The 20,961-nt window shown below is 41.6% G+C and carries 21 protein-coding genes; all 21 read right to left on the bottom strand.

Translation table 11 applies throughout. The annotated features are described in order from the left end of the window. Nucleotides 1-273: 273 nt before the first annotated feature. Nucleotides 274-930 carry an MmcQ/YjbR family DNA-binding protein gene (locus tag HMPREF1516_RS08465; protein WP_000461557.1) on the bottom strand — a complete coding sequence of 219 codons (657 nt, stop codon included), beginning with the start codon at nucleotides 928-930 and terminating at the stop codon, nucleotides 274-276. A 43-nt stretch (nucleotides 931-973) separates the two neighbouring features. After that, nucleotides 974-1,606 carry a copper homeostasis protein CutC gene (locus HMPREF1516_RS08470; protein ID WP_000638819.1) on the bottom strand — a complete coding sequence of 211 codons (633 nt, stop codon included), beginning with the start codon at nucleotides 1,604-1,606 and terminating at the stop codon, nucleotides 974-976. 93 nt (nucleotides 1,607-1,699) lie between these two features. Continuing rightward, nucleotides 1,700-2,059, bottom strand: coding sequence for a YbaN family protein (locus tag HMPREF1516_RS08475; protein WP_001220351.1), 360 nt, complete (start codon nucleotides 2,057-2,059; stop codon nucleotides 1,700-1,702). Between the two features lie 106 nt (nucleotides 2,060-2,165). Continuing rightward, nucleotides 2,166-4,253, bottom strand: a complete 2,088-nt coding sequence (gene topA / locus HMPREF1516_RS08480) for a type I DNA topoisomerase (protein WP_033606327.1) — start codon at nucleotides 4,251-4,253, stop codon at nucleotides 2,166-2,168. A 117-nt stretch (nucleotides 4,254-4,370) separates the two neighbouring features. Then, nucleotides 4,371-5,219, bottom strand: a complete 849-nt coding sequence (dprA, locus tag HMPREF1516_RS08485) for a DNA-processing protein DprA (protein WP_033606328.1) — start codon at nucleotides 5,217-5,219, stop codon at nucleotides 4,371-4,373. Nucleotides 5,220-5,299: 80 nt separating this feature from the next. After that, entirely contained in the window at nucleotides 5,300-5,923 is a 624-nt protein-coding gene (locus HMPREF1516_RS08490; RefSeq protein ID WP_033606329.1) for a hypothetical protein, read from the bottom strand. A 137-nt stretch (nucleotides 5,924-6,060) separates the two neighbouring features. Next, nucleotides 6,061-7,884 carry a translation elongation factor 4 gene (gene lepA / locus HMPREF1516_RS08495; RefSeq protein ID WP_033606330.1) on the bottom strand — a complete coding sequence of 608 codons (1,824 nt, stop codon included), beginning with the start codon at nucleotides 7,882-7,884 and terminating at the stop codon, nucleotides 6,061-6,063. Nucleotides 7,885-7,962: 78 nt separating this feature from the next. After that, nucleotides 7,963-8,691: a metallophosphoesterase family protein gene (locus HMPREF1516_RS08500; protein ID WP_033606331.1), complete on the bottom strand. Its 729-nt coding sequence runs from the start codon at nucleotides 8,689-8,691 to the stop codon at nucleotides 7,963-7,965. Beyond that, entirely contained in the window at nucleotides 8,692-10,359 is a 1,668-nt protein-coding gene (gene recN, locus HMPREF1516_RS08505; RefSeq protein WP_033606332.1) for a DNA repair protein RecN, read from the bottom strand. A 6-nt stretch (nucleotides 10,360-10,365) separates the two neighbouring features. Beyond that, the gene (locus tag HMPREF1516_RS08510; RefSeq protein WP_001034408.1) at nucleotides 10,366-10,797 is read right to left on the bottom strand and encodes an arginine repressor; all 432 of its coding nucleotides are present in this window, start codon (nucleotides 10,795-10,797) and stop codon (nucleotides 10,366-10,368) included. After that, on the bottom strand, nucleotides 10,790-11,605 hold the full coding sequence (locus HMPREF1516_RS08515) for a TlyA family RNA methyltransferase (protein WP_033606333.1): 816 nt from the start codon (nucleotides 11,603-11,605) through the stop codon (nucleotides 10,790-10,792). Before HMPREF1516_RS08515 ends, HMPREF1516_RS08510 begins: the two co-directional genes overlap by 8 nt. After that, nucleotides 11,598-12,473, bottom strand: coding sequence for a polyprenyl synthetase family protein (locus tag HMPREF1516_RS08520; RefSeq protein WP_033606334.1), 876 nt, complete (start codon nucleotides 12,471-12,473; stop codon nucleotides 11,598-11,600). The genes HMPREF1516_RS08515 and HMPREF1516_RS08520 overlap by 8 nt, the downstream gene beginning before the upstream one ends. Beyond that, nucleotides 12,470-12,682: an exodeoxyribonuclease VII small subunit gene (locus tag HMPREF1516_RS08525; protein WP_000043226.1), complete on the bottom strand. Its 213-nt coding sequence runs from the start codon at nucleotides 12,680-12,682 to the stop codon at nucleotides 12,470-12,472. Before HMPREF1516_RS08525 ends, HMPREF1516_RS08520 begins: the two co-directional genes overlap by 4 nt. Then, a complete protein-coding gene (gene xseA, locus HMPREF1516_RS08530; protein ID WP_033606335.1) occupies nucleotides 12,660-14,000 on the bottom strand; it encodes an exodeoxyribonuclease VII large subunit in 1,341 nt (446 codons plus the stop codon). Before xseA ends, HMPREF1516_RS08525 begins: the two co-directional genes overlap by 23 nt. A gap of 128 nt (nucleotides 14,001-14,128) precedes the next feature. Further along, complete coding sequence (gene udk, locus HMPREF1516_RS08535) at nucleotides 14,129-14,767, bottom strand: uridine kinase (protein WP_033606336.1); 639 nt, start codon at nucleotides 14,765-14,767, stop codon at nucleotides 14,129-14,131. Nucleotides 14,768-14,880: 113 nt separating this feature from the next. Continuing rightward, nucleotides 14,881-15,759, bottom strand: coding sequence for a tRNA pseudouridine(55) synthase TruB (truB, locus tag HMPREF1516_RS08540; RefSeq protein ID WP_033606368.1), 879 nt, complete (start codon nucleotides 15,757-15,759; stop codon nucleotides 14,881-14,883). A 110-nt stretch (nucleotides 15,760-15,869) separates the two neighbouring features. Beyond that, complete coding sequence (locus tag HMPREF1516_RS08545) at nucleotides 15,870-16,247, bottom strand: SdpI family protein (RefSeq protein ID WP_000506904.1); 378 nt, start codon at nucleotides 16,245-16,247, stop codon at nucleotides 15,870-15,872. Nucleotides 16,248-16,333: 86 nt separating this feature from the next. Continuing rightward, complete coding sequence (locus HMPREF1516_RS08550) at nucleotides 16,334-17,245, bottom strand: hypothetical protein (RefSeq protein WP_033606337.1); 912 nt, start codon at nucleotides 17,243-17,245, stop codon at nucleotides 16,334-16,336. A 7-nt stretch (nucleotides 17,246-17,252) separates the two neighbouring features. Then, nucleotides 17,253-18,527: a DUF2130 domain-containing protein gene (locus tag HMPREF1516_RS08555; protein ID WP_033606338.1), complete on the bottom strand. Its 1,275-nt coding sequence runs from the start codon at nucleotides 18,525-18,527 to the stop codon at nucleotides 17,253-17,255. Nucleotides 18,528-18,621: 94 nt separating this feature from the next. Continuing rightward, nucleotides 18,622-19,902, bottom strand: a complete 1,281-nt coding sequence (locus tag HMPREF1516_RS08560; RefSeq protein WP_000196319.1) for an O-acetylhomoserine aminocarboxypropyltransferase/cysteine synthase family protein — start codon at nucleotides 19,900-19,902, stop codon at nucleotides 18,622-18,624. Between the two features lie 150 nt (nucleotides 19,903-20,052). Next, nucleotides 20,053-20,850: a formate/nitrite transporter family protein gene (locus HMPREF1516_RS08565; protein ID WP_000254787.1), complete on the bottom strand. Its 798-nt coding sequence runs from the start codon at nucleotides 20,848-20,850 to the stop codon at nucleotides 20,053-20,055. Nucleotides 20,851-20,961: the final 111 nt, after the last annotated feature.

The following is a 20,961-nucleotide window of genomic DNA, read 5'->3' on the forward strand; positions in this document are numbered from 1 at the left end:
CGCTCGGGAACCCAAGCGAGATGTTGATTTACTCCCGCTTGGTAAGCCAAACAGGACTAATGCTTCTGCACTAGCCCGAGTACCTCAACAACAAAGCAAATTGATTAAACTTAGCTGGTTTCATGTTTGACTTTCTCCTTCGTTTGATATCTTGTTTAGTATTTTAGCATAGCTAAAAACACTTGTCAAGAAAAAATCCATTATTTTCTGAAAATTTCTTCAGTAAAGAATATTTTGCTAATTGAAAGTATTTGAAAACTCAAGTAACTTTCCTTATTTTTTCACAGTCAAATTCCAACTTCTTTCGATGAGTTCTAACACTTCTTCATCTAGCAAACTATCATCAAGCGCCAGACTAATCCAGTAGCGTTTGTTCATATGAAAGGCTGGATAAATGCCTTTTTTTGAAAGCAAGTCAGCCACTTGATCGTGTTTGATATTGACTGCTTCGACTAGCCCTTCTCTGCCCTTTTCCAGCTTATCCCATGGGATTCTCATCATAACAGCATACCACTTCTTATTTCCTTCATGTCTTAACACTGCTGTATCAGGCGACTTTTCCCACAGATACTCCAACTGATTACCATACTTTTCCTGAACTTTAGACATGATTCGCTTAGTCTGAGGACAGATAAAATCCTGCACATCAAAGCAATCCTTCCGAATCTGGTAGAGAATCTCCAAACAAGCCTCACGAACACTTCCGACAAAACTTCCCCGCATACTTTCCATATGTACTTGAGGATAGAGGTCACCCGTTTCCTGGTCAAAAACCTGAAAGCTCACATTATCAGGAGTGATAGAGACTGTCATGGAAAAGTCACCTTGCAAAATCTGGCAACTATAAGTCCAAACTTGCTCATCTTCTACAAAACCATAGGCATGGGCTTTTTCTTTATTAAACTGATAGGATTTAAAAATTTCAAACATAAGTGAAAACTGCTACCAAAAGCTAGCAGTTCCTTTCTATTTTTTAAAAGACAACCTTAGTTCCATGCAATTGTGTCACACCCAGCTGGTCGATAAAGGTTTGACGGTTGTCCAAGTCAATCCCCCCACCTGGTAGAATTTCAATTTTACCAGCTGCATGTTTCAAAATTCTGTGATAATGAGCGAAACGTTTCTCTAGCGAGTCTCCAGACACACCAGCACGAGTTAAGATACGAGTGACTCCGGCTTGGCTGAGCCAGTCAATGGCTTCCAACTGGTCTTCATCACTCAATTCATCAAAGGCCATGTGATAGACAATTTCCATTCCTTTAGATGCGGCAATCAGCTTTTCAAGATTAGCCTTATCCAACTTCTTATCAGCAGTTAAAGCACCAAATACAACACCTTGACTTCCAGCCTGAGCAGTCAAACGAATGTCTTCTAGCATGATCGCTATTTCAAGATCAGTATAGACAAAGTCGCCACCACGGGGACGAATCATGGTCATAATGGTCGTGTCGTAGTTAGCTGCCAGTTCAACCGCTGCCTTGGTCACTCCATAGCTAGGTGTTGTTCCACCCACTGCTAGATTGTCACAAAGTTCGATTCGACGAGCTCCAGACTGCATCGCTTTTTCTAGCAAGGTCACATTTTCAGCACAAAATTCGTAAATCATTTGATTCTCCTTGATGTTTTCTTTGAATTTATTATATCATATTATTTTAAATAGGCTTTCATTTTTATCAAGGCAAATAACTACTATTTTTATCTATTCTTTGTCAGGAATGACTTTAAAGAGATAATAGGTGATAAAGACAGTCAGGGCTCCCAGACCGATTTTGACTGGCAAAAGAGGGGCAAAATAAATAGAAATTCCCATCAAGATATAGATAGATACGATGATTTTTTTCTTGCGTTCACGCGCTATAGACTTGGTTTCCCGAAAATCAGCCACATAGGTCTGATAAAGCTTTGTATGATAAAGCCAGTCTTCAAAACGCTTAGAAGATTTTGAAAAGCAAGCGATAGCTAACAAAAGAAAGGGTGTTGTTGGCAAAAGTGGTAGGACAACTCCAATAACAGCTAAAGCCAGTGAAATAAAGCCAATACAGAGATAAATAATACGCATGATTTCTCCTAGATAAATTACTCTTCCTCTAGTTTCGCATACAAGGGGGAAATTTGTCAAGCATCAACAAAAAAGAGCCTGAAATTCATTTTCAGGACTCTTCATTTTATTTAATTTTCTCTTCTTCGTAGTCGCCATTACTACATACAACCTGCTTGCCACCACCACGGACTTTTTTCTCCACAAGGAAGTGTCCGCATTTTGGACAATCACGGCCAATTGGTTTGTCCCAAGAAGTAAACTCACATTCAGGATAGCGATTGCAACCATAGAAGATACGATTGCGCTTGGTTTTGCGTTCGATGATTTGTCCTTGATGACAGCTTGGACACTCGACTCCAATCTCTTTGACAATCGCTTGCGTATGACGGCAGTCTGGGAAATTGCTACAAGCATAGAATTTACCAAAACGACCGAGCTTAATCACCATCGGACTGCCACAAACCTCACAGTCAAATCCAGCTGGCTCATCCTTGATCTGGATTTTTTCCATTTCCTCTTCAGCCTTGGCTACTTCTTTGGAGAATGGTTTATAAAATTCATCAATAACGCGTTGCCACTGCTCTTTTCCAACTTCGACATCATCCAGTTTTCCTTCCATTTCAGCTGTAAAGGTCACGTTTACGATGTCTGGGAAATATTCAACGATGAGCTTGTTAACAATTTCTCCCAATTCTGTTGGTTCAAAACGTTTGGCTGCCAGACGAACGTAGTAGCGTTTTTGGATAGTTTCAATAGTCGGAGCGTAAGTTGAAGGACGTCCAACACCATTTTCCTCCAAGGTCTTGATAAGGGTCGCTTCCGAATAGCGAGCTGGCGGTTGAGTGAAATGTTGTTCTGGCTTGCTATTCACCTGCTTGACTACATCTCCAACAGCCATATCTGGCAACATCTTGTTTTTGTCAGAGTCATTGTAAATTGCTAAATAACCATCAAACTTAACTTGGCTACCATTTGCTGCGAACTGAACTCCATTTTGAGAGAGCTTGACAGCCATGGTATCAAAGATAGCTCCCGTCATCTGGCTCGCTACAAAACGGTTCCAGATAAGGGTATAGAGTTTGAGCTGGTCTTTGTCCAAGTACTTAGCGATGCTCTCTGGTGTATTAAAGACGCTTGATGGACGAATGGCTTCGTGGGCATCTTGAGCACCTGAGGCATTCTTGACCTTGCTACCATGCTTGGAATACTTGCTACCAAAACGGTCGTTAATGTAGCTTGCCGCTTCATTCTGAGCCACAGGGCTGATACGGGTCGAGTCTGTACGCATATAGGTAATCAAACCTTGCACGCCTGATCCGATATTGATTCCTTCATAGAGCTGTTGGGCAACCATCATGGTCTTACGAGTACGGAAATTGATTTTGTTGGCAGCATCCATCTGCATGGTTGAGGTCGTATAAGGTAGGGGCGCATTGCGTTTGCGTTCTTTCTTATCTACCTGGTCTACTGTGAAATCTTTGCTAGTCAGATGGGACAAGACTTCTTTGACCTCTTCATTGGTGGTCAATTTCATCTTTTTGCCATTCATACCATAGAAAGAAGCCTGAAATTGCTTGGTTCCCTTCTTAAAGACACCATCAATTGTCCAGTATTCTTCTGGTTGGAAGGCATTGATCTCATTTTCACGGTCAATGATGAGCTTAAGGGCAACAGACTGCACGCGCCCTGCTGATAAGCCTTTCTTGACCTTTTTCCACAAAATTGGCGAAATCGAATAGCCTACCAAGCGGTCCAAGACACGACGAGCTTGTTGGGCATCGACCAAGTCCATATCAATCTTGCGAGGTTCTTTAAAGGCATTTTTTACTGCGTCTTTGGTGATTTCATTAAAAACCACACGGTTGGCATCATTCTCATCCAGATCAAGGATATGAGCCAAATGCCAGGAAATTGCTTCTCCTTCACGGTCCGGGTCACTCGCCAGAAAGACTTTATTAGCTTTTTTGGCTTCTTTTTTTAAGTCATTGATGAGAGGACCTTTTCCACGGATATTGATATACTGCGGTTCATAGTTATTTTCAATGTCAACTGACATACTGGATTTTTTCAAATCACGGATATGCCCGACACTGGCTAAAACCTTATAATTTCTGCCTAGATATTTTTCAATCGTTTTCGCCTTAGCAGGCGACTCTACGATGACTAGATTTTTTTTAACTGTTGATTTTTTCTTCTTTGTTGCCGTAGCCACACTATCACACCTTTTCAAAGTAATAAACTTTATAAAGTGTAAACCATTTTTCTATAGCTGTCAAGACCTAAGTCTTATATATAAGAAGAAAAGTTTATCTGAGGGAACAATTTCTCCTTAAAATTCAAACTCAGCCAGCACATCCTGACCACTGGCAATCAGTTTTGCTCCCTCTTGGATCAGGTGGTGACAGCCATCTGAATGGCCATCTAAAATGTTCCCTGGAATGGCAAAGACATCGCGCCCTTCCTCCATAGCACGCTCACAGGTGATGAGACTGCCCGAACGCATCCTTGCCTCTGCTACAATAACCCCACGACACAGTCCTGCTATGATACGATTTCGAGCTGGAAAATGAAATTTCAGAGGTTGCTCGCCAGGTCCATATTCACTGAGAACCAGATGGTCATTGCCAATGTAGTCTTGCAAACGTTTATTGGCTTTAGGATAAAACACATCCAAACCTGTTCCAATCACTGCAATGGTTTTTCCACCATTTTGGAGTGCAGCCATATGAGCAGCCGTATCAATCCCTTTGGCTAAACCACTGACCACGATTAACTCGTTTTCCAAACCTTGAATGACCCTCTGAACAGACTTTGCTCCTTGACTAGAACATGAACGACTCCCTACAACAGCAACCTTTGGAAACTTCAGCAAGTCTAGATTCCCTTTATAAAACAAGAGTGCTGGAGCATCATAAATCTCACTCAAATCCCAAGGATAACAGTCATCAAGAATCGAGAAGGATGGAAATTTTTGGAACTCCTTCTCCAACTGTGCATCATCTATCTGGAAATAGCGTTCCATAAAGACAGCAGGATTACGACACCCCGATAGTTCTGCAATATCACCTAGCAAGAGCTCCTGATCTACAGTCTCATCGTATTCAAGAACAGTTAAAATTTGTTGATTTGTCAGCCCAGCTTTTCTCAATTTGTAAATCTCATAGTTTGTGATCTTCATATACAACTCCATTTCTTTTTCTACTCATCTATCTATTCGTAAAAAAATAAAAAGAAGACCAAGGATCTTCTTTTTTTCATTTATTCAGATTTAGTAGTTGACCAGCCACTTTCAACCATCGGTAAGATTGTTTTTAAAGTTTCCCCATCCCCTTCAAGTGAAACATAGCGGATTTTACCATCATTTGATCGGAAAACCCAAGTAACGAGGTATTTCCCTGACTTAGCAATTGCATTGACAACATAGGCTTCATAACCTCCAATGGTCGATTTGGAGCCCCAAACCTTACTGAAATCAGAGCTTTGTTCTTTGGAAGTTAAAATACTAGATGAGACAGTCACAACATCCAGTTTAGCATATTCTTCTTCGCTGATATTAAACTGCTCAGCCTTGAAGGTATTCAGCGTAACAATGTTGATATCTGTTCCATCGCAATACTGTATATCATTTCCACCTTCTACTTCATGGAATCGAACCCATGATTTGGGTACCTTGACAAAACCATATTCATTCGAACCGATGATTTGCGTCTCTTCCTTTTTCGCTTCAGAAACAGTAGAGCTAGAGCTACTCGTTTCCTGACTGCTAGAAGAACTAACAGCCGCAGTCGAACTTTCTTCGGTTGCTGTTTGCGATTTATTAGAGCATGAAGCTAGAAAAACACTAGCAGTAACAACAGTTCCTAAAATTAATAATTTTTTCATCCTACCACCTTTCCATCTGCATTATAAGAAAAATAAGAACTTCTGTCAAATTCTAACCTGATCTATTTTGTCAGTTTACGGTTTTATAGCTCACATTTAAAGTAAAAACTCTTGAATAATCTTCAAGAGTTTTATTTCTATTCTTCATCCATGCTTAAGACGCTAAGGAAGGCTTCTTGTGGGACTTCTACTGATCCGATAGCTTTCATCCGTTTCTTACCTGCCTTTTGTTTTTCAAGGAGTTTGCGTTTACGAGAAACGTCACCACCGTAACACTTGGCAAGTACGTTCTTACGAAGGGCTTTGATATCAGTACGGGCCACAATCTTGTGCCCAATTGCTGCTTGAATTGGAACCTCAAATTGTTGACGAGGGATGATTTTCTTAAGCTTATCAACGATGAGTTTTCCACGTTCGTAGGCAAAGTCCTTGTGAACGATAAAGCTAAGGGCATCAACCTTGTCTCCATTGAGAAGGATATCCATTTTGACCAGCTTAGATGAACGGTACTCTGACAATTCGTAGTCAAAGCTTGCATATCCACGCGTCGAAGACTTGAGCTTATCAAAAAAGTCAAAGACGATTTCAGCAAGTGGAATTTGATAGATAACATTGACACGATTGTCATCAATATAGTCCATGGTCACAAAATCCCCACGTTTGCGCTGAGCCAGTTCCATCACCGCTCCAACAAACTCCTGCGGTACCATGATTTGCGCCTTGACATATGGCTCTTCAATAGTCGCAATCTTAGTTGGGTCTGGAAATTCAGAGGGGTTAGACACATCCATAGACTCACCATCAGTTTGGTTAACCTTATAGATAACAGACGGAGCTGTCATGATGAGGTCGATGTTAAACTCACGTTCTAAACGCTCTTGGATAACATCCATATGGAGAAGCCCAAGGAATCCACAACGGAAACCAAATCCCAGCGCCTGCGATGTTTCTGGTTCAAACTGCAGACTGGCATCGTTGAGCTGCAATTTTTCAAGGGCTTCACGAAGGTCATTGTACTTGTTTGATTCGATTGGATAAAGACCTGCAAAGACCATAGGATTCATCTGCTTGTAGCCATGTAATGGCTCTGCCGCAGGATTGGTTGCCAAGGTAACTGTATCACCCACACGAGTGTCTTGAACTGTCTTGATAGAAGCCGCAATATAACCAACGTCACCTGTCGCTAGGAAATCACGCCCTACTGCTTTCGGCGTGAAAATACCAACTTCCGTCACATCAAAGGTCTTGCCATTGCTCATAAGCTGAATCTTATCGCCAGGTTTGACAACTCCGTCCATAACACGCACTTGGAGGATAACCCCACGATAGGCATCATAAACTGAGTCAAAAATTAAGGCTTTGAGTGGCGCCGTCACATCACCCGTTGGCGCTGGCACTTTTTCTACGATTTGTTCGAGAATTTCTTCGATCCCAATACCAGCCTTAGCAGAAGCTAAGACCGCTTCGCTGGCATCCAGTCCAATGACATCCTCAATCTCTGTACGAACACGCTCTGGATCAGCTGCTGGTAGGTCAATCTTGTTAATGACGGGCAGAATTTCCAAATCATTATCCAAGGCTAGATAAACGTTGGCAAGTGTTTGAGCCTCAATCCCTTGGGCCGCATCAACCACCAAGATCGCTCCTTCACAGGCAGCTAGCGAACGCGACACTTCATAGGTAAAGTCCACGTGCCCTGGCGTGTCAATCAAGTGGAAAATATAGGTCTCGCCATCTTTTGCAGTGTAATTGAGCTCGATAGCATTGAGTTTAATGGTAATCCCACGTTCCCGTTCTAGATCCATGCTATCCAGAAGCTGGGCCTGCATTTCACGGCTTGAAACCGTCTCTGTCTTTTCCAAAATTCGGTCTGCAAGCGTTGACTTCCCATGGTCAATATGGGCGATAATAGAGAAGTTTCTAATCTTCTCCTGTCGTTTCTTTAATTCTTCTAAGTTCATGCTGCTCTTCCTTTCAGGGTATCTATTAATTATAAATTGTTTTTAACATTTTGACAAGACCATACCCTGCTAGGAGTACTAATCTTCGGCAATAAAGCCATCATTTTCAATAAAGTGGTGTTCTGTCATTCCTTGGTCAGTAAAGACGATTCCATGAAGGACACCACCATAGACAGCTCCTCCATCCATACCAATCTTGCCATCATCTGTTATCCAAAGCTCAGCTGTACCTCGGTCTTGCTTGAGCAAACCATAAACCGGTGTATGCCCAAAGACAATAGTTTTCCCAGTATGATTGGCCGCTTCGTGGAATGGTTTTCTGAGCCAGACTTTCTTGTAATCTGTGGTTTCATGCCAATCATCCAAGGTCAAATCAATACCAGCATGAACAAAGATATACTTGTCTGTCTCAACAACAAAAGGCATTTGACGAATAAGATCGACTAAATCGGTTGCTTCCGTCTCGACGCGTTTAGCGTCTTCAACAGCATCCACAGGTGCATCCAAGGGACGACCTAGGATTGAGTTAATGGTTGTATCACCACCATTGCGACGATAGTGGTCATAGCTTTCTTCAGGATTGTCCAACCAAGTCAAAAACATATACTCGTGGTTTCCTGATAGACAGATAGCCCCTTGATTGTCCACCAAGTCCTTGACCATTTCTAGAACACGGCGACTATCTTCACCTCGGTCAATCAAATCCCCTAGAAAAAGCAACTGGGTGTGACCATCCCATGTTTTGAGAAGGTCTTCCAGCATACCCGCTTTTCCATGGACATCTCCAATTACATAATAGTCTGTCATTTATTTCTCCCTCGTTTGCAATAATTCTCTCGCTTGGGTAAGGGCTGCTTGGGTTACATTCTCTCCTGCCAACATCTTAGCGACTTCCTCTACTCGCTCTTCTAAAGTCAAAAGGCGAACCGTCGACACCGTTGATTGCTCATCACTAATCTTCTCAATAAAGAATTGATAATCCGCGATGGCAATCACTTGTGGAAGGTGAGAAATAGCAAGAACCTGACCATGCTGACCAATCTTATGAATCTTTTGAGCAATGGCTTGGGCCACACGACCTGAAACTCCCGTATCCACCTCATCAAAGACAATACTAGTCTTCCCTTCCTTACGAGAAAAGGCTGACTTGATAGCCAACATAAGGCGAGATAGTTCCCCACCGGACGCAACTTTGACCAAGGGTTTAAAGTCTTCACCTGGGTTGGTAGAAATGAAAAACTCGACCGTTTCATTCCCCTCACGACTAAATTTACCCTTGCTAAAACGAACCTGGAACTGCGCCTTCTCCATATAGAGGTCTTGCAGTTCTTGTTTAATCTCTGCTTCAAGCTGCTGGGCCAAGTCATGGCGAGCAGATGCAAGCTGACCTGCCAAACCAACAAGATTAATTTCCAATTTCTTGAGCTCTGCTTCCATGTCTTCGGAAGAAAGATTATTACCCGTCAAGAGATTATACTCATCTGTAATCTTAGCAAAATAAAGCAAGACATCGTCTACAGTCCCACCATACTTGCGGGTAATAGTATTCAGAAGGTCTAAACGATTTTCGACCTGCATGAGGCGATTGCCATCAAAATCCAAGTCTTCAATAATATCTTCCAAACGCTTGCTAATATCTTCTAAAACATAGTAGATTTCTGATAGAGAACTTGAAATTTCACGGTATTCAGGATCGTATTCTTCAACACTTTCCATGTCATTCATGGCTGAACGAACATTAGCTAGGCTAGAAAACTCCTCATTGTCCAACATGCTATAGGCATTGGTTAGCGTATCCGCAATATTTTTATGATTGAGGAGTTTATCTCGTTCTTGGTTGAGAGCCAAGTCTTCACCAGCCTGCAAGTTCGCTGCCTCAATCTCTGCCATTTGAAATTCCAACATCTCAATGCGAGACTTGTGTTCCTGCTGGTTTTTCTTGACTTCAAGAACTTGTTTACGCATTTTGCGATAGGCATCAAAACTCGTCTGATAGGTCTCCTTCAACTCCAAGAAAGCTGCATCACCAAACTCATCCAACATCTGGATGTGCAGTTGAGGACGCATCAACTCTTCTTGGTCATGTTGCCCATGAATATCGACAAGATGCTGGCCGATTGCACGCAAGACAGAAAGATTGACCATCTGGCCATTGACGCGACTAACACTTCGCCCATTTTGAAGAATTTCACGGCGGATGATGATTTCATCACCCATTTCCAAACCTTGCTCATCAAAAAGTTCCTGTAAAAGGCGACTATTTTCAACCGAGAAAAGCCCCTCTATCTCTGCCTTAGGAGCACCGTGACGAATAACGTCTGTCGTTGCACGAGCCCCCAACATGAGATTCATAGCGTCGATAATGATAGACTTTCCGGCACCCGTTTCCCCAGTCAAAACAGTCATACCCTTTTCAAAATTGAGCGAAATCGCCTCAATAATGGCAAAGTTTTTTATTGAAATTTCAAGTAACATACTGACCTACCATTTTTTAACTTGTTCAACAATTTCTTCAGCTGCCTCTGCTGTTCTAGCTACAATTAAGATAGAATCATCATCAGCTAGACAGCTAAAAATCTGTTCAGGAAATGCTTCGACCAACTGACTCTTCACAAAAATAGTATTTCCAGGAATGACAGAAAGGTTGATCATATTTCCCATTAACTCAGAACTCACAATATTGTCCTCAGCCAACTGCAAACTCTTAACAATTGATTTTGGCAATTCATAGATATAAGTGTTGTTTTTCAAAGGAATTTTAACAATACCAAGCTCCTTGATGTCCCTTGAGACAGTGGCTTGAGTAGCAGAAATACCTGCTTCCCTCAAGTACTCAACAATTTCTTCCTGAGTCCCAATCTGATAATCCGTAACAAATCTTCTAATTTTTTCAAGTCTCTCTTTTTTATTCATCTTTAAATTCTCTATGTGCTCTCTCTACAACTTTTTCTATTTCAGGAGCAACTTGGTTACTTGCTCCCTCTTCCTTTTTCAAATATGCCAGAAATTCGATGTTTCCATGTCCACCTTGGATTGGTGAATAGTCTAATCCAAATACTGAAAAACCTTGTTCAACTGCCATAGCAGTAACCGATTCAAGGACAGTTTGATGAACCTTGGCATCTCGAATGATTCCATTCTTTCCAATCTGCTCACGACCTGCTTCAAACTGGGGTTTAACCAGAGCCACCACCTGCCCTTGATCAGCCAAGACACGATGCAAGGCAGGTAGGATTAGACTGAGGGAAATGAAACTCACATCAATACTGGCAAAGCTTGGTTCCTGCTCAAAATCAGTCTTTTCAGCATAACGAAAATTAAACTGCTCCATGCTGACAACTCGTGGGTCTTGGCGCAATTTCCAAGCCAACTGATTGGTACCGACATCGACTGCAAAGACCAACTCAGCACCATTTTGCAACATGACGTCAGTAAATCCTCCAGTGGAGGCCCCAATATCAATCGTGGTTGCGCCATCCACTGATAAATCAAAGACCTGCAAAGCCTTTTCCAGTTTTAGACCACCTCGACTGACATACTTGAGTTTTTCACCCTTGAGTTTTAGTTCAGTATCATCTGGGATTTTCTCTCCTGGCTTGTCAAATCTTTCTCCATTAAGGACTGCTACGACAAGTCCAGCCATGACACCGCGTTTAGCCTGTTCTCGTGTTTCAAACAAGCCCTGTTTATAAGCTAGTACATCCACTCTTTCCTTAGCCATTGATTCTCAAACTTTCTACTACTTTCACAATCGGCGCTGTTTCAAAGCTGACTTGCTGGGCAATTTCTTCTAATTTAGCCTCGGCTTGATCAAGAGTTTGGTTACAAAAGGCAGTCGCCTCTTCCAAGCCCAGTAAGGCAGGATAGGTTGATTTTTCAGCTTGTAAATCCTTTTGCGGAGTCTTGCCGATTTCCTCAAAACTAGCTGTCACATCCAGCACATCATCTCGAACTTGAAAGGCCAGCCCAATCAATTCACCAACCGTTTTCAATTTTGTTTGGATTTCTGGTGCTAATTCAGCTATGATAGCAGCTGCTTGAAAGGGATAAGCTAGCAATTTTCCAGTCTTATTGGCATGAATGGTCTGGAGTTCTTCCAAGGACAAATGCTGGTGTTCGCCTTCCATATCTAAAACCTGCCCTGCAACCATACCTAGACTCCCTGAAGCAAGGGATAAGTTGGCAATCAAATCCACCTTGATCTGACTTGGCAAATCTGCCTGCGCTATCAAGGCATAGGGATCTAGGAACAAGGCATCACCTGCCAATATTGCCATAGCTTCGCCAAATTTCTTATGATTGGTCAAACGCCCCCGACGATAATCATCATCATCCATGGCAGGAAGATCATCATGAATCAAGCTTCCTGTATGAATCATTTCCAAAGCCGCAGCCACCTGCGCGTGAGCTGGTTGGATAACCACTCTCAGGGATTCCAAAACTTCTAACAAGAGAAAAGGCCGAATACGCTTGCCACCAGCATGAATGGAATAGAGAACAGACTCTCGCAAACTAGAGGCAAACTGCTGGTCTCCATAAAAATCTTCCAAGGCAGACTCGACAAGAGATAATTTTTCTTGCTTCTTCATTCAAAATCACTTTCTGTTCCGTCTTCTTGCATGACCTTAACCAAGGTCTTTTCAGCCTTGTCCAGCGTCGCTTGGAGCTCTTTTGACAAGACCATTCCCTTTTGAAAGGCAGCAATCGCATCTTCCAAAGCAATTTCACCATTTTCCAAACTTTGGACAATGGTTTCCAGTTCTGCTAGATTTTCCTCAAATTTCTTTTGTTTTGACATCTTTAACCTCTAATTCTACTTGACCATCTCGCATCAAAAGCGTTACTTGATCTTTTTTCTTCAAACTCTCAACCGAGTCTACTACGGACTCTTCCTTTTTGACAATAGCATAACCACGCGCCACGATTCGACTGGTATCCAACATCAGCAGAGCTTCTGAAAGTCGCTTCACTTCAGCAACTTTAGCATCATAAACAAGAGCCATTTGGCTACGTAAGAGCCTATCCAACTGACCAAGCCGGTCTTGATAGCGTTGGATTTTGGTAATAGGTGATATTTGGACCAATTGATGCGTCCTTGCTTGGACTAATTGCTTGTTATCAGAAATCCGTGTTCGCAAACTTTGTTTTAAGCGCAGTTGTAGTTGGTCCAAGCGTTGCAAATAGCCATCATACAAGCGCTCTGGCTGTCTAAAGATGACTGACTGACTGCATTTTTTCAGAGCTTCTTGTTTCTTAGATATGACATTTCGGACTGCTGTTGCCATTCGTTTTTCTTGATTTTGCAAATGGCTCAAGAGATCCAACTTGGTCACAGGCGTTGCCAATTCAGCCGCAGCTGTTGGCGTCGCAGCCCGTCTATCTGCCACAAAATCCGCCAAGGTCACATCCGTCTCATGACCAACACTAGAGATGATGGGCAAACGGGATTCAAAAATAGCCCGTACCACGATCTCTTCGTTAAAGGCCCAGAGATCCTCGATGGAACCCCCACCACGACCAATGATGAGAACATCTAGGTCCTCACGTTGATTGGCACGCGCAATATTTCGAGCAATTTCCTCCGCAGCTCCATCACCTTGTACCTTGGTCGGATAGAGAAGGATATCAACACCTGGAAAGCGCCTGCTGACAGTCGTGATGATATCTCGAATAACAGCTCCACTGCGACTGGTTACCACACCGATTCGCTTAGCAAATTGGGGAAGAGGTTGTTTGAAACGTTCTTGAAACAGGCCTTCTTCCGTCAGTTTCTTCTTGAGTTGTTCAAACTGAATCGCGAGAGCCCCGACCCCATCAGGCTCAGCCTTTTCAATGATGATAGAGTAGCTCCCGCTGGGTTCATAGACCTGCACACGCCCAATCACATTGATTTTCATTCCCTCTTCCAAGTCGAAACCTAATTTTTGATAAATCCCAGACCAGATGGTCGCTTGAATGACTGCATGATCATCTTTTAAGGAGAAATATTGGTGAGTAGGTCGTTTACGAAAGTTGGAAACTTGACCAGTTAAATAGACCCGTTCCAAGTAAGGGTCTTTATCGAATTTCATTTTCAGATACTTGGTCAAAGTTGTTACCGATAAATACTTTTCCATCTCCACCTACTATTCATTTTCTTGCTTTTCCATGGGTATTATTATACCAAAAAGATGATTAAAAATCTCCTTTTGCATACTGAAACCAAAGGAAAAATAGAAAAAGGAGGCATGGCCTCCTCATCTGATTATTTGCTGTTTCGTGCTTCTTCCAAAATCTTTGCAATTTTGGTGGTCAAAAGGTCGATAGCAACGGTATTGCTGACTCCCTCAGGAATGACGATATCGGCATACCGTTTGGTCGGCTCGATAAACTGGTGGTACATAGGTTTTACCACACCAAGATATTGGTCAATCACACTATCCAGACTACGACCACGCTCTTCCATATCACGCTTGATACGACGAATAATGCGCACATCATCATCCGTATCCACAAAAATCTTGATGTCCATCAAATCGCGCAAGCGCTTGTCCTCCAAGACCAGAATCCCCTCAACGATAAAGACATCCTGAGGCTCCTGACGATAGGTCTTGCTACTCCGTGTGTGCTCTGTATAGTCATAAGTCGGGATGTCCACCGGGCACCCTGCCAACAATTCCTTAATCTGCTCAATCATCAAATCTGTATCAAAGGCAAATGGATGGTCGTAGTTGGTTTTGACACGCTCTTCAAAAGTCAAGTGAGACTGATCCTTGTAGTATGAATCATGCTCAATCATGGAAATCTTTTCATCAGGAAAATGCGATAAAATGGCTCTTGAAACACTGGTCTTGCCACCACCAGAACCACCTGTCACTCCGATAATGATTGGTCTATTTTGCATGCTATCCTCCGTTTTTTTATCCGTCGTCTATTCTATCACATTTTTTGCAAAATTTATAGTCTGATTTGGATAGTCTAGGGGAAACACAAATCTATCCCCACACTCCAGTTAAACTAGCTAAAAACCTTTCTTGGTTTGTAGAAATTGTCCCTTTTTTCTAAAATGGCAAGCAATGTATCTCCCTCAAAAGCAGCCAATTCTTGTTCTGTTTGGTCTAGCTCGATAAAACGACCAAAGCGCACTTCTGTAGCCTCTTCTGGAGTTAGGAAAACTTTGACAAGGTCCCCTGTTCCAATTTCAAGAGGATGGAGAAAGTCCAGTTGCCCGACCTCCACTTTTTCAGCAATTTCGTCCAAGGTAAGAGCATCCTCCAGTTGTAACCCTGCAGCACTAGTCCGTGTCAAATGGGACATATGGGCCGCATAACCCAGCTTCTCTCCCAAGTCAACAGACAAGGTACGGATATAAGTCCCCTTACTACATTTCACACGAAAGGTAAAAAGTGCAAGTTCGTCCTCATAAGAAATCGGACTTGTTCGCTCAAATTGATAAATAGTGACCTGACGTTCTGGACGCTCCACTTCCTGATCTGCACGCGCATACTCATAGAGCTTACGGCCATTGACCTTGACAGCCGAGTACATAGGCGGAATCTGAGTAATAGGCCCAGTCAGACTCGCAATCGCTTCATCGACAATGGTTTCATCCAAGGGCGACAAAACAGGGGTCTCTGCAACCACTTCCCCACTAGCATCCTCGGTCGTCGTTGAATATCCCAGAGTAATCTCTCCCTCATAGACCTTGCCCTCATCCTGCATAAATTCGACCATGCGTGTCGCCTTACCAACCGCAATAGGTAAAACACCTACTACATCAGGATCTAAGGTCCCACCATGACCAATTTTCTTGGTTCCCAAAATCTTACGCAGTTTAAAAACCGCATCATGCGAGGTCATCCCCGCTTCTTTTTTTAAGTTGATAATACCGTTCATGTGTTGCTTTCTGATTTCATTCATGAAATATCTTCTTCAAGAATTGTAATGTAATTATCTTTTGTAACAAAAGATTTGCTGCTTTTCTTCTAGTGATGGATATACCTCGTTTATTTCCTTCTCCCGTTTTCATCAAAGTTTTTCTTCAATGCAATCTCTGTTGAAATCATCGCGCCAACTAAAGGGATTGTCTGAATCATCGTGATAATAAAGCCAACAGTACTCATTGTCTCCGTTCCCTTTTCAAAAACAATGGCCATGGCAATCACGGAGAGAGGTGCTGAAAGTAGTCCGCAAAGATACCATACTTTCCCAAAATATTGATTCGCAAACTTCCATGTTTCTTCATTCCTCATGGACCTTTTTGTTCGGTATCCGAATACATAATTGATTTCTTTCGGTGTTCTCCTAAAAAATAGCCAGCCAAATAAAAGCATAGTTAACGGAATAAGTAAAACTACGATTAGCATGAATATCCTAAATCCCATTTAAATTCCCTCCATTACTTTTACCTCTAAATGATAGATTCCGATCATGTCAGCAATCTGCTTGTCTTTTTGATCGATTTGATCCACTAGTTGAGTACGTTCACGCTCAAAATCATCGCGCAATTGCTCAATTTGACTTTGTAGCATTTTTTTACACGTGCGCTAGAACGTGCTATCCTATCAAATACATTTCTTGCAAATCGCCCATTTGCATTTTTATTTTCAGGATTGTTACTATGTAATTCTAAATATTTTTTAAATGTTTCTTTTGCAGAATCATGCAAAATGTATTTATCATTTAATCTTTTTTCGTTTATAGCTTTCAGATTTCGTTTTTCGAAATCTGAAATATCCTTCTTGTCAATTTTTTTATTAGCTCTTTCAACTTGTTCTTTTAGATTTTTTTCTCTTACTTCTCTGTCCTTTATATACTCGCTATTAGATTCTGCACCTTTACTTTTATTAAGCGATTCATTAGTTGCTGCTAAATTTTCCTTTTTGTTTGCTAAATCTGCAGTATCTATATCAGCAATCTTTCTCCAAGAATTTTCAAAAATTTGTTTACGTGCTACAACGTGATCCAAATTTGCGTTTTCATTTAATTTTAAAGTTTTTCCAGTATATTCATCCTTTAAATTTCCAGATTTTTGCTTTTCTTTCATAGCATTCTTTGCATCAGTATACCTTTTATCTTTCATTATTTTAGCACCCTCTTCTTTTGTATAACCATTAGGATGTTTATCGTTATACTGCTTAAGAAGCGTGTCACTTGTCATATCTAAACCAATTTGATTCGCAAATCGATCCCAGATTTCATCTAAAATAACATCTCCTAATTTATCTGGTGAACTAATCTCTTTACATTCTAGTTCTAATTTTTCGAGATTAGAAAACTCCATTGTAAATTGCTGTTCCAATAGTTCTTCTAATTCGTCATAGTTTATATTTTTAGACTCATCTACTTCTTCAGTACCCAATACTAATAATTCATTTTCCACTGCTTCCTCACCCCCCCTTCAGCGCTTCAAACTTCGCTTTCATAGTTGGATTTTTTCGAGTCAATTTTTTAACAGAAACATCTTCCAATTTGTTATTAGCGAGGCGGAGTTGGTTTTCAGATGTGGTTAGGAACTTCTTGACCTCTTCCATGCGTTTGATGGCCTTGTCGATTTCATCAATAGCTTTACCAAAGTTGGTCGAAGCGGAGTTATAGTTCTTGGCAAAGGCTAGTTTAAAGGCATCCAAATCTTCCTCAAAGTGAGTGATATCAATGTTTTGTTCACGGACAAGTGCCAACTCTTGCTTATATTTCAAAGAATTAAGCGCCGCATTTCGCAAGAGACCAATCAACTGGATAAAGAACTGGGGACGAACCACATACATCTTTTCATACTCGTGACTGACGTCAACAATCCCTGTGTTAAAGTAGTCGTTATCTGCTTCTAACATAGTCACCAAAACGGCATACTCACAGTTCTTCTCCCGACGGTCCTTGTCCAATTCCTTGTAGAAGTCCGCATTCTTATGCTTCTTCTCTGTTCCATCCGCTTCATTTTTCATCTCAAACATGATGGAAATGATTTCCACTCCATTTTCATCACATTCACGGAAGATAAAGTCGCCTTTAGACCCACGCGCAGAAACCTTGTTATCCTTCTCAAAGTAGGCATTTGGAAAGGCAAAACTGCGTACCTTGTTAAACTCACTCTCTGCATACTGTTCCAAACTTTCACCGATAGCTTTTGTGGATTGTTGGGCTTTGAAATTCTTGTAGAACTCGACTTGTTCACTAGCTGCCTTAAGCTGAGCTTCGTAATTTTGCTTAACAGAAGCCAAAGATAACTCATTTTCCTTTTCTTGCAAGAGGAGCTGATTTTTGACTTGATCGCGTTCTTTTTCTATGTCAGAAAGGGTCTTTTGCAGTTGATTTTCATGCTCCAAACGCAAGGTAGCCAGTTGGTTTTCCAAGGCAAGTACTTCCTTGTCCTTGGCCAATAAAGCCTCATGGCTAGTCTGTTCAACTTCTTTCTTGGCCAATTCCTTCTCTGTATCAAACTTTTGGATTTGACTCTGCAGTTGCGCAATTTCTTGATCTTTTTGAGCCAGTTTAGTCTGTTGCTCATTCATAGCCTTCTGCTCAGCCAAGGCCAGCTCCTGCTTCATTCGCTCGTGCAATTCCTTATCAAACTCAGCCGTTCTCACTTGGGATAAGAGTTCGGCATACTGACTCTCATTTACTGTAAAGACTTCCCCACAGTTGGGACATTTGATTTCGTTCATAACTTTCCTCTTTCTAGACTTCTGTAACCATTATATCATGCCTGAGGGAAAATCAAAAACAGTGAGTCGAAACCCACTGTTTATATCTGTTACTTTAAATTTTTTCCAAGGCTAAGCGCAAATCTTCAATCAAATCCTCTACATTTTCAAGACCGATAGACAAGCGAATTTGGTTTGGTGTAACACCTGCTGCTTCTAGGTCTTTTTCTGACAACTGACCGTGAGTGGTTGTCGCAGGATGGACAACAAGAGATTTGGCATCTGCCACGTTTGCAAGGTCAGAGAAGATTTCCAAATTATCAATTACCTTGCGAGCTTCTGCCTCTCCGCCTTTAACATGGAAGGTAAAGATTGAACCAACACCTTTTGGCAAATATTTCTCAGCCAAGGCATGATAAGGACTGTCAGCTAGTTTTGGATAATTTACCTTCTCTACCTTAGGATGGTTGACAAGGAAATCAACAATTTTCTCTGCATTTTGCACATGACGTTCAACACGAAGAGAGAGAGTTTCAAGCCCTTGGAGCAAGAGAAAGGCATTAAATGGCGACAAGGCAGCACCTGTATCACGAAGCAATTGAACACGAACAGCGATAATAAAGGCTGCTGCACCAACATCCCGAGTATAACTCAAGTTATGGTAACTTGGATCTTCCTCAACAAATTGAGGGAATTTCCCTGAAGCTGCCCAGTCAAAACGACCGCTATCAACAATCACTCCTCCAATAGTCGTACCATGTCCACCGATAAACTTAGTTGCTGAGTGAATGGCAATATCTACACCGTGAGAGAAGACGTTAATCAAATATGGTGTGGCAAAAGTGTTGTCCGAAACGAGAGGAATCTGGTGTTTATGAGCAATCTCGGCCAATTTCTCCAAGTCAGGAATGTTAATTAAGGGATTCCCCAAGGTTTCAATCAAGACAAGCTTGGTATTGTCATTGATAGCTGCTTCCACTTCTTCCAAATTATCCACATCCACAAAGGTTGTTGTGATCCCATAACGAGGAAGCGTTTCCTTCAAGAGGTTGAAGGTCCCACCGTAAATAGTTGACGCAGCCACCACATGGTCACCTGCGTGAGCAAGCGCCAAAATAGTGTAGGTTACAGCAGCCATACCTGATGCTGTCGCTAGCGCTCCAACACCACCTTCAAGAGCAGCTATTCTTTCTTCAAATGCCGCTGTTGTAGGGTTGGTAATACGAGTATAAATGTTCCCTGGTTTTCTCAAGGCAAACAGATCGGCACCTTCTTGCGTGTCATCAAAAACGAAGGATGTTGTTTGATAAATCGGTACTGCACGGGATTTAGTCGCTGGATCAACTACTTGCCCAGCATGTAATTGTAGGGTTTCAAATTTAAAATCACGAGTCATAAGACGACCTCCAAATAGCTTCATTAGGGATATTGTATCATCTTGTGCTAGTCTTTTCCAATACCGTTTTTCTATATTTTGATATAAGGAACAACTATGACTAGTCTTACACATCAAACAAAAAAGCACGATTAACTCGTGCTCATTTCTTTAATCGACATAAGTATCTTCATTTTTATTGAGGAAGGCGTATGGCAAGCCCATCAAGAGGCCTCCTCCGATAAAGTTCCCGACAAAGGTTACACCCCAGTGACGAAGAATATTAGGTATGTCAAAGTTAGCAATTGAATCTGCTGCAACACTAAACTTAACAATCGCAAAAGAAGCAAAGTTCGCAGCAATGTGTTCGTTTGTTAAGAATACAAACATGTAAATTGCTGATAAGACAAGCCAAAGTTTGGCCCCACCGTCTTTCACCAAAACAAAGGAAAGAATAGCAATGTTTACAAAGATATTGGCTAAAATACCTTCAAGTAAGACTAGCTCATTGGAACGGCCTAACTTCATCTCTACAACCCCTGAAATGAAGCTATCATGTGTTAGATTTGCATAGGCTGCTGAGTGGGCAAAGCCCCAACCTGCTATCAAAGCTCCGATAAGGTTGAACAAGGTACAGTAAAGTAAAATCTCAGCTGTTTTTCTCCATGAAATTTTTTTCAAGAAACTACCAGCTGTCAAAAACATCATATTTGAAGTTACCAGCTCAGCATTCAAGAAAACAATGTAGGCCAATCCCCAAGCAAAAACGAATGGGAAAAGGAAGCGACCACTACCAGGTGCGATTTTATTAATCAAGTCAGCCCCAACTGCACCCGCAGCCGTACTAAATGTCAGAAAAGCACCTGCAAACATGGAACGAATCGCATACTTAAACTTGCTTTGGCTATAAAGACTTTCTTTCTTCTTGCAAGCAAATTCAATCTTTGAAATAAATTCTGAAGAGACCATAAAAAACTCCTAAACTTTTATTTGTGAATATTATAACATAAAGCACGCATTTTGAAAAGCCTTTCTTGTATACGTTTTCTACAAAGAAAATCAAGGCATTGGGGAATTCCA

The organism is Streptococcus sp. CM6 (assembly GCF_000526095.1).
GTDB classification, from domain to species: Bacteria; Bacillota; Bacilli; order Lactobacillales; family Streptococcaceae; genus Streptococcus; species Streptococcus oralis_BW.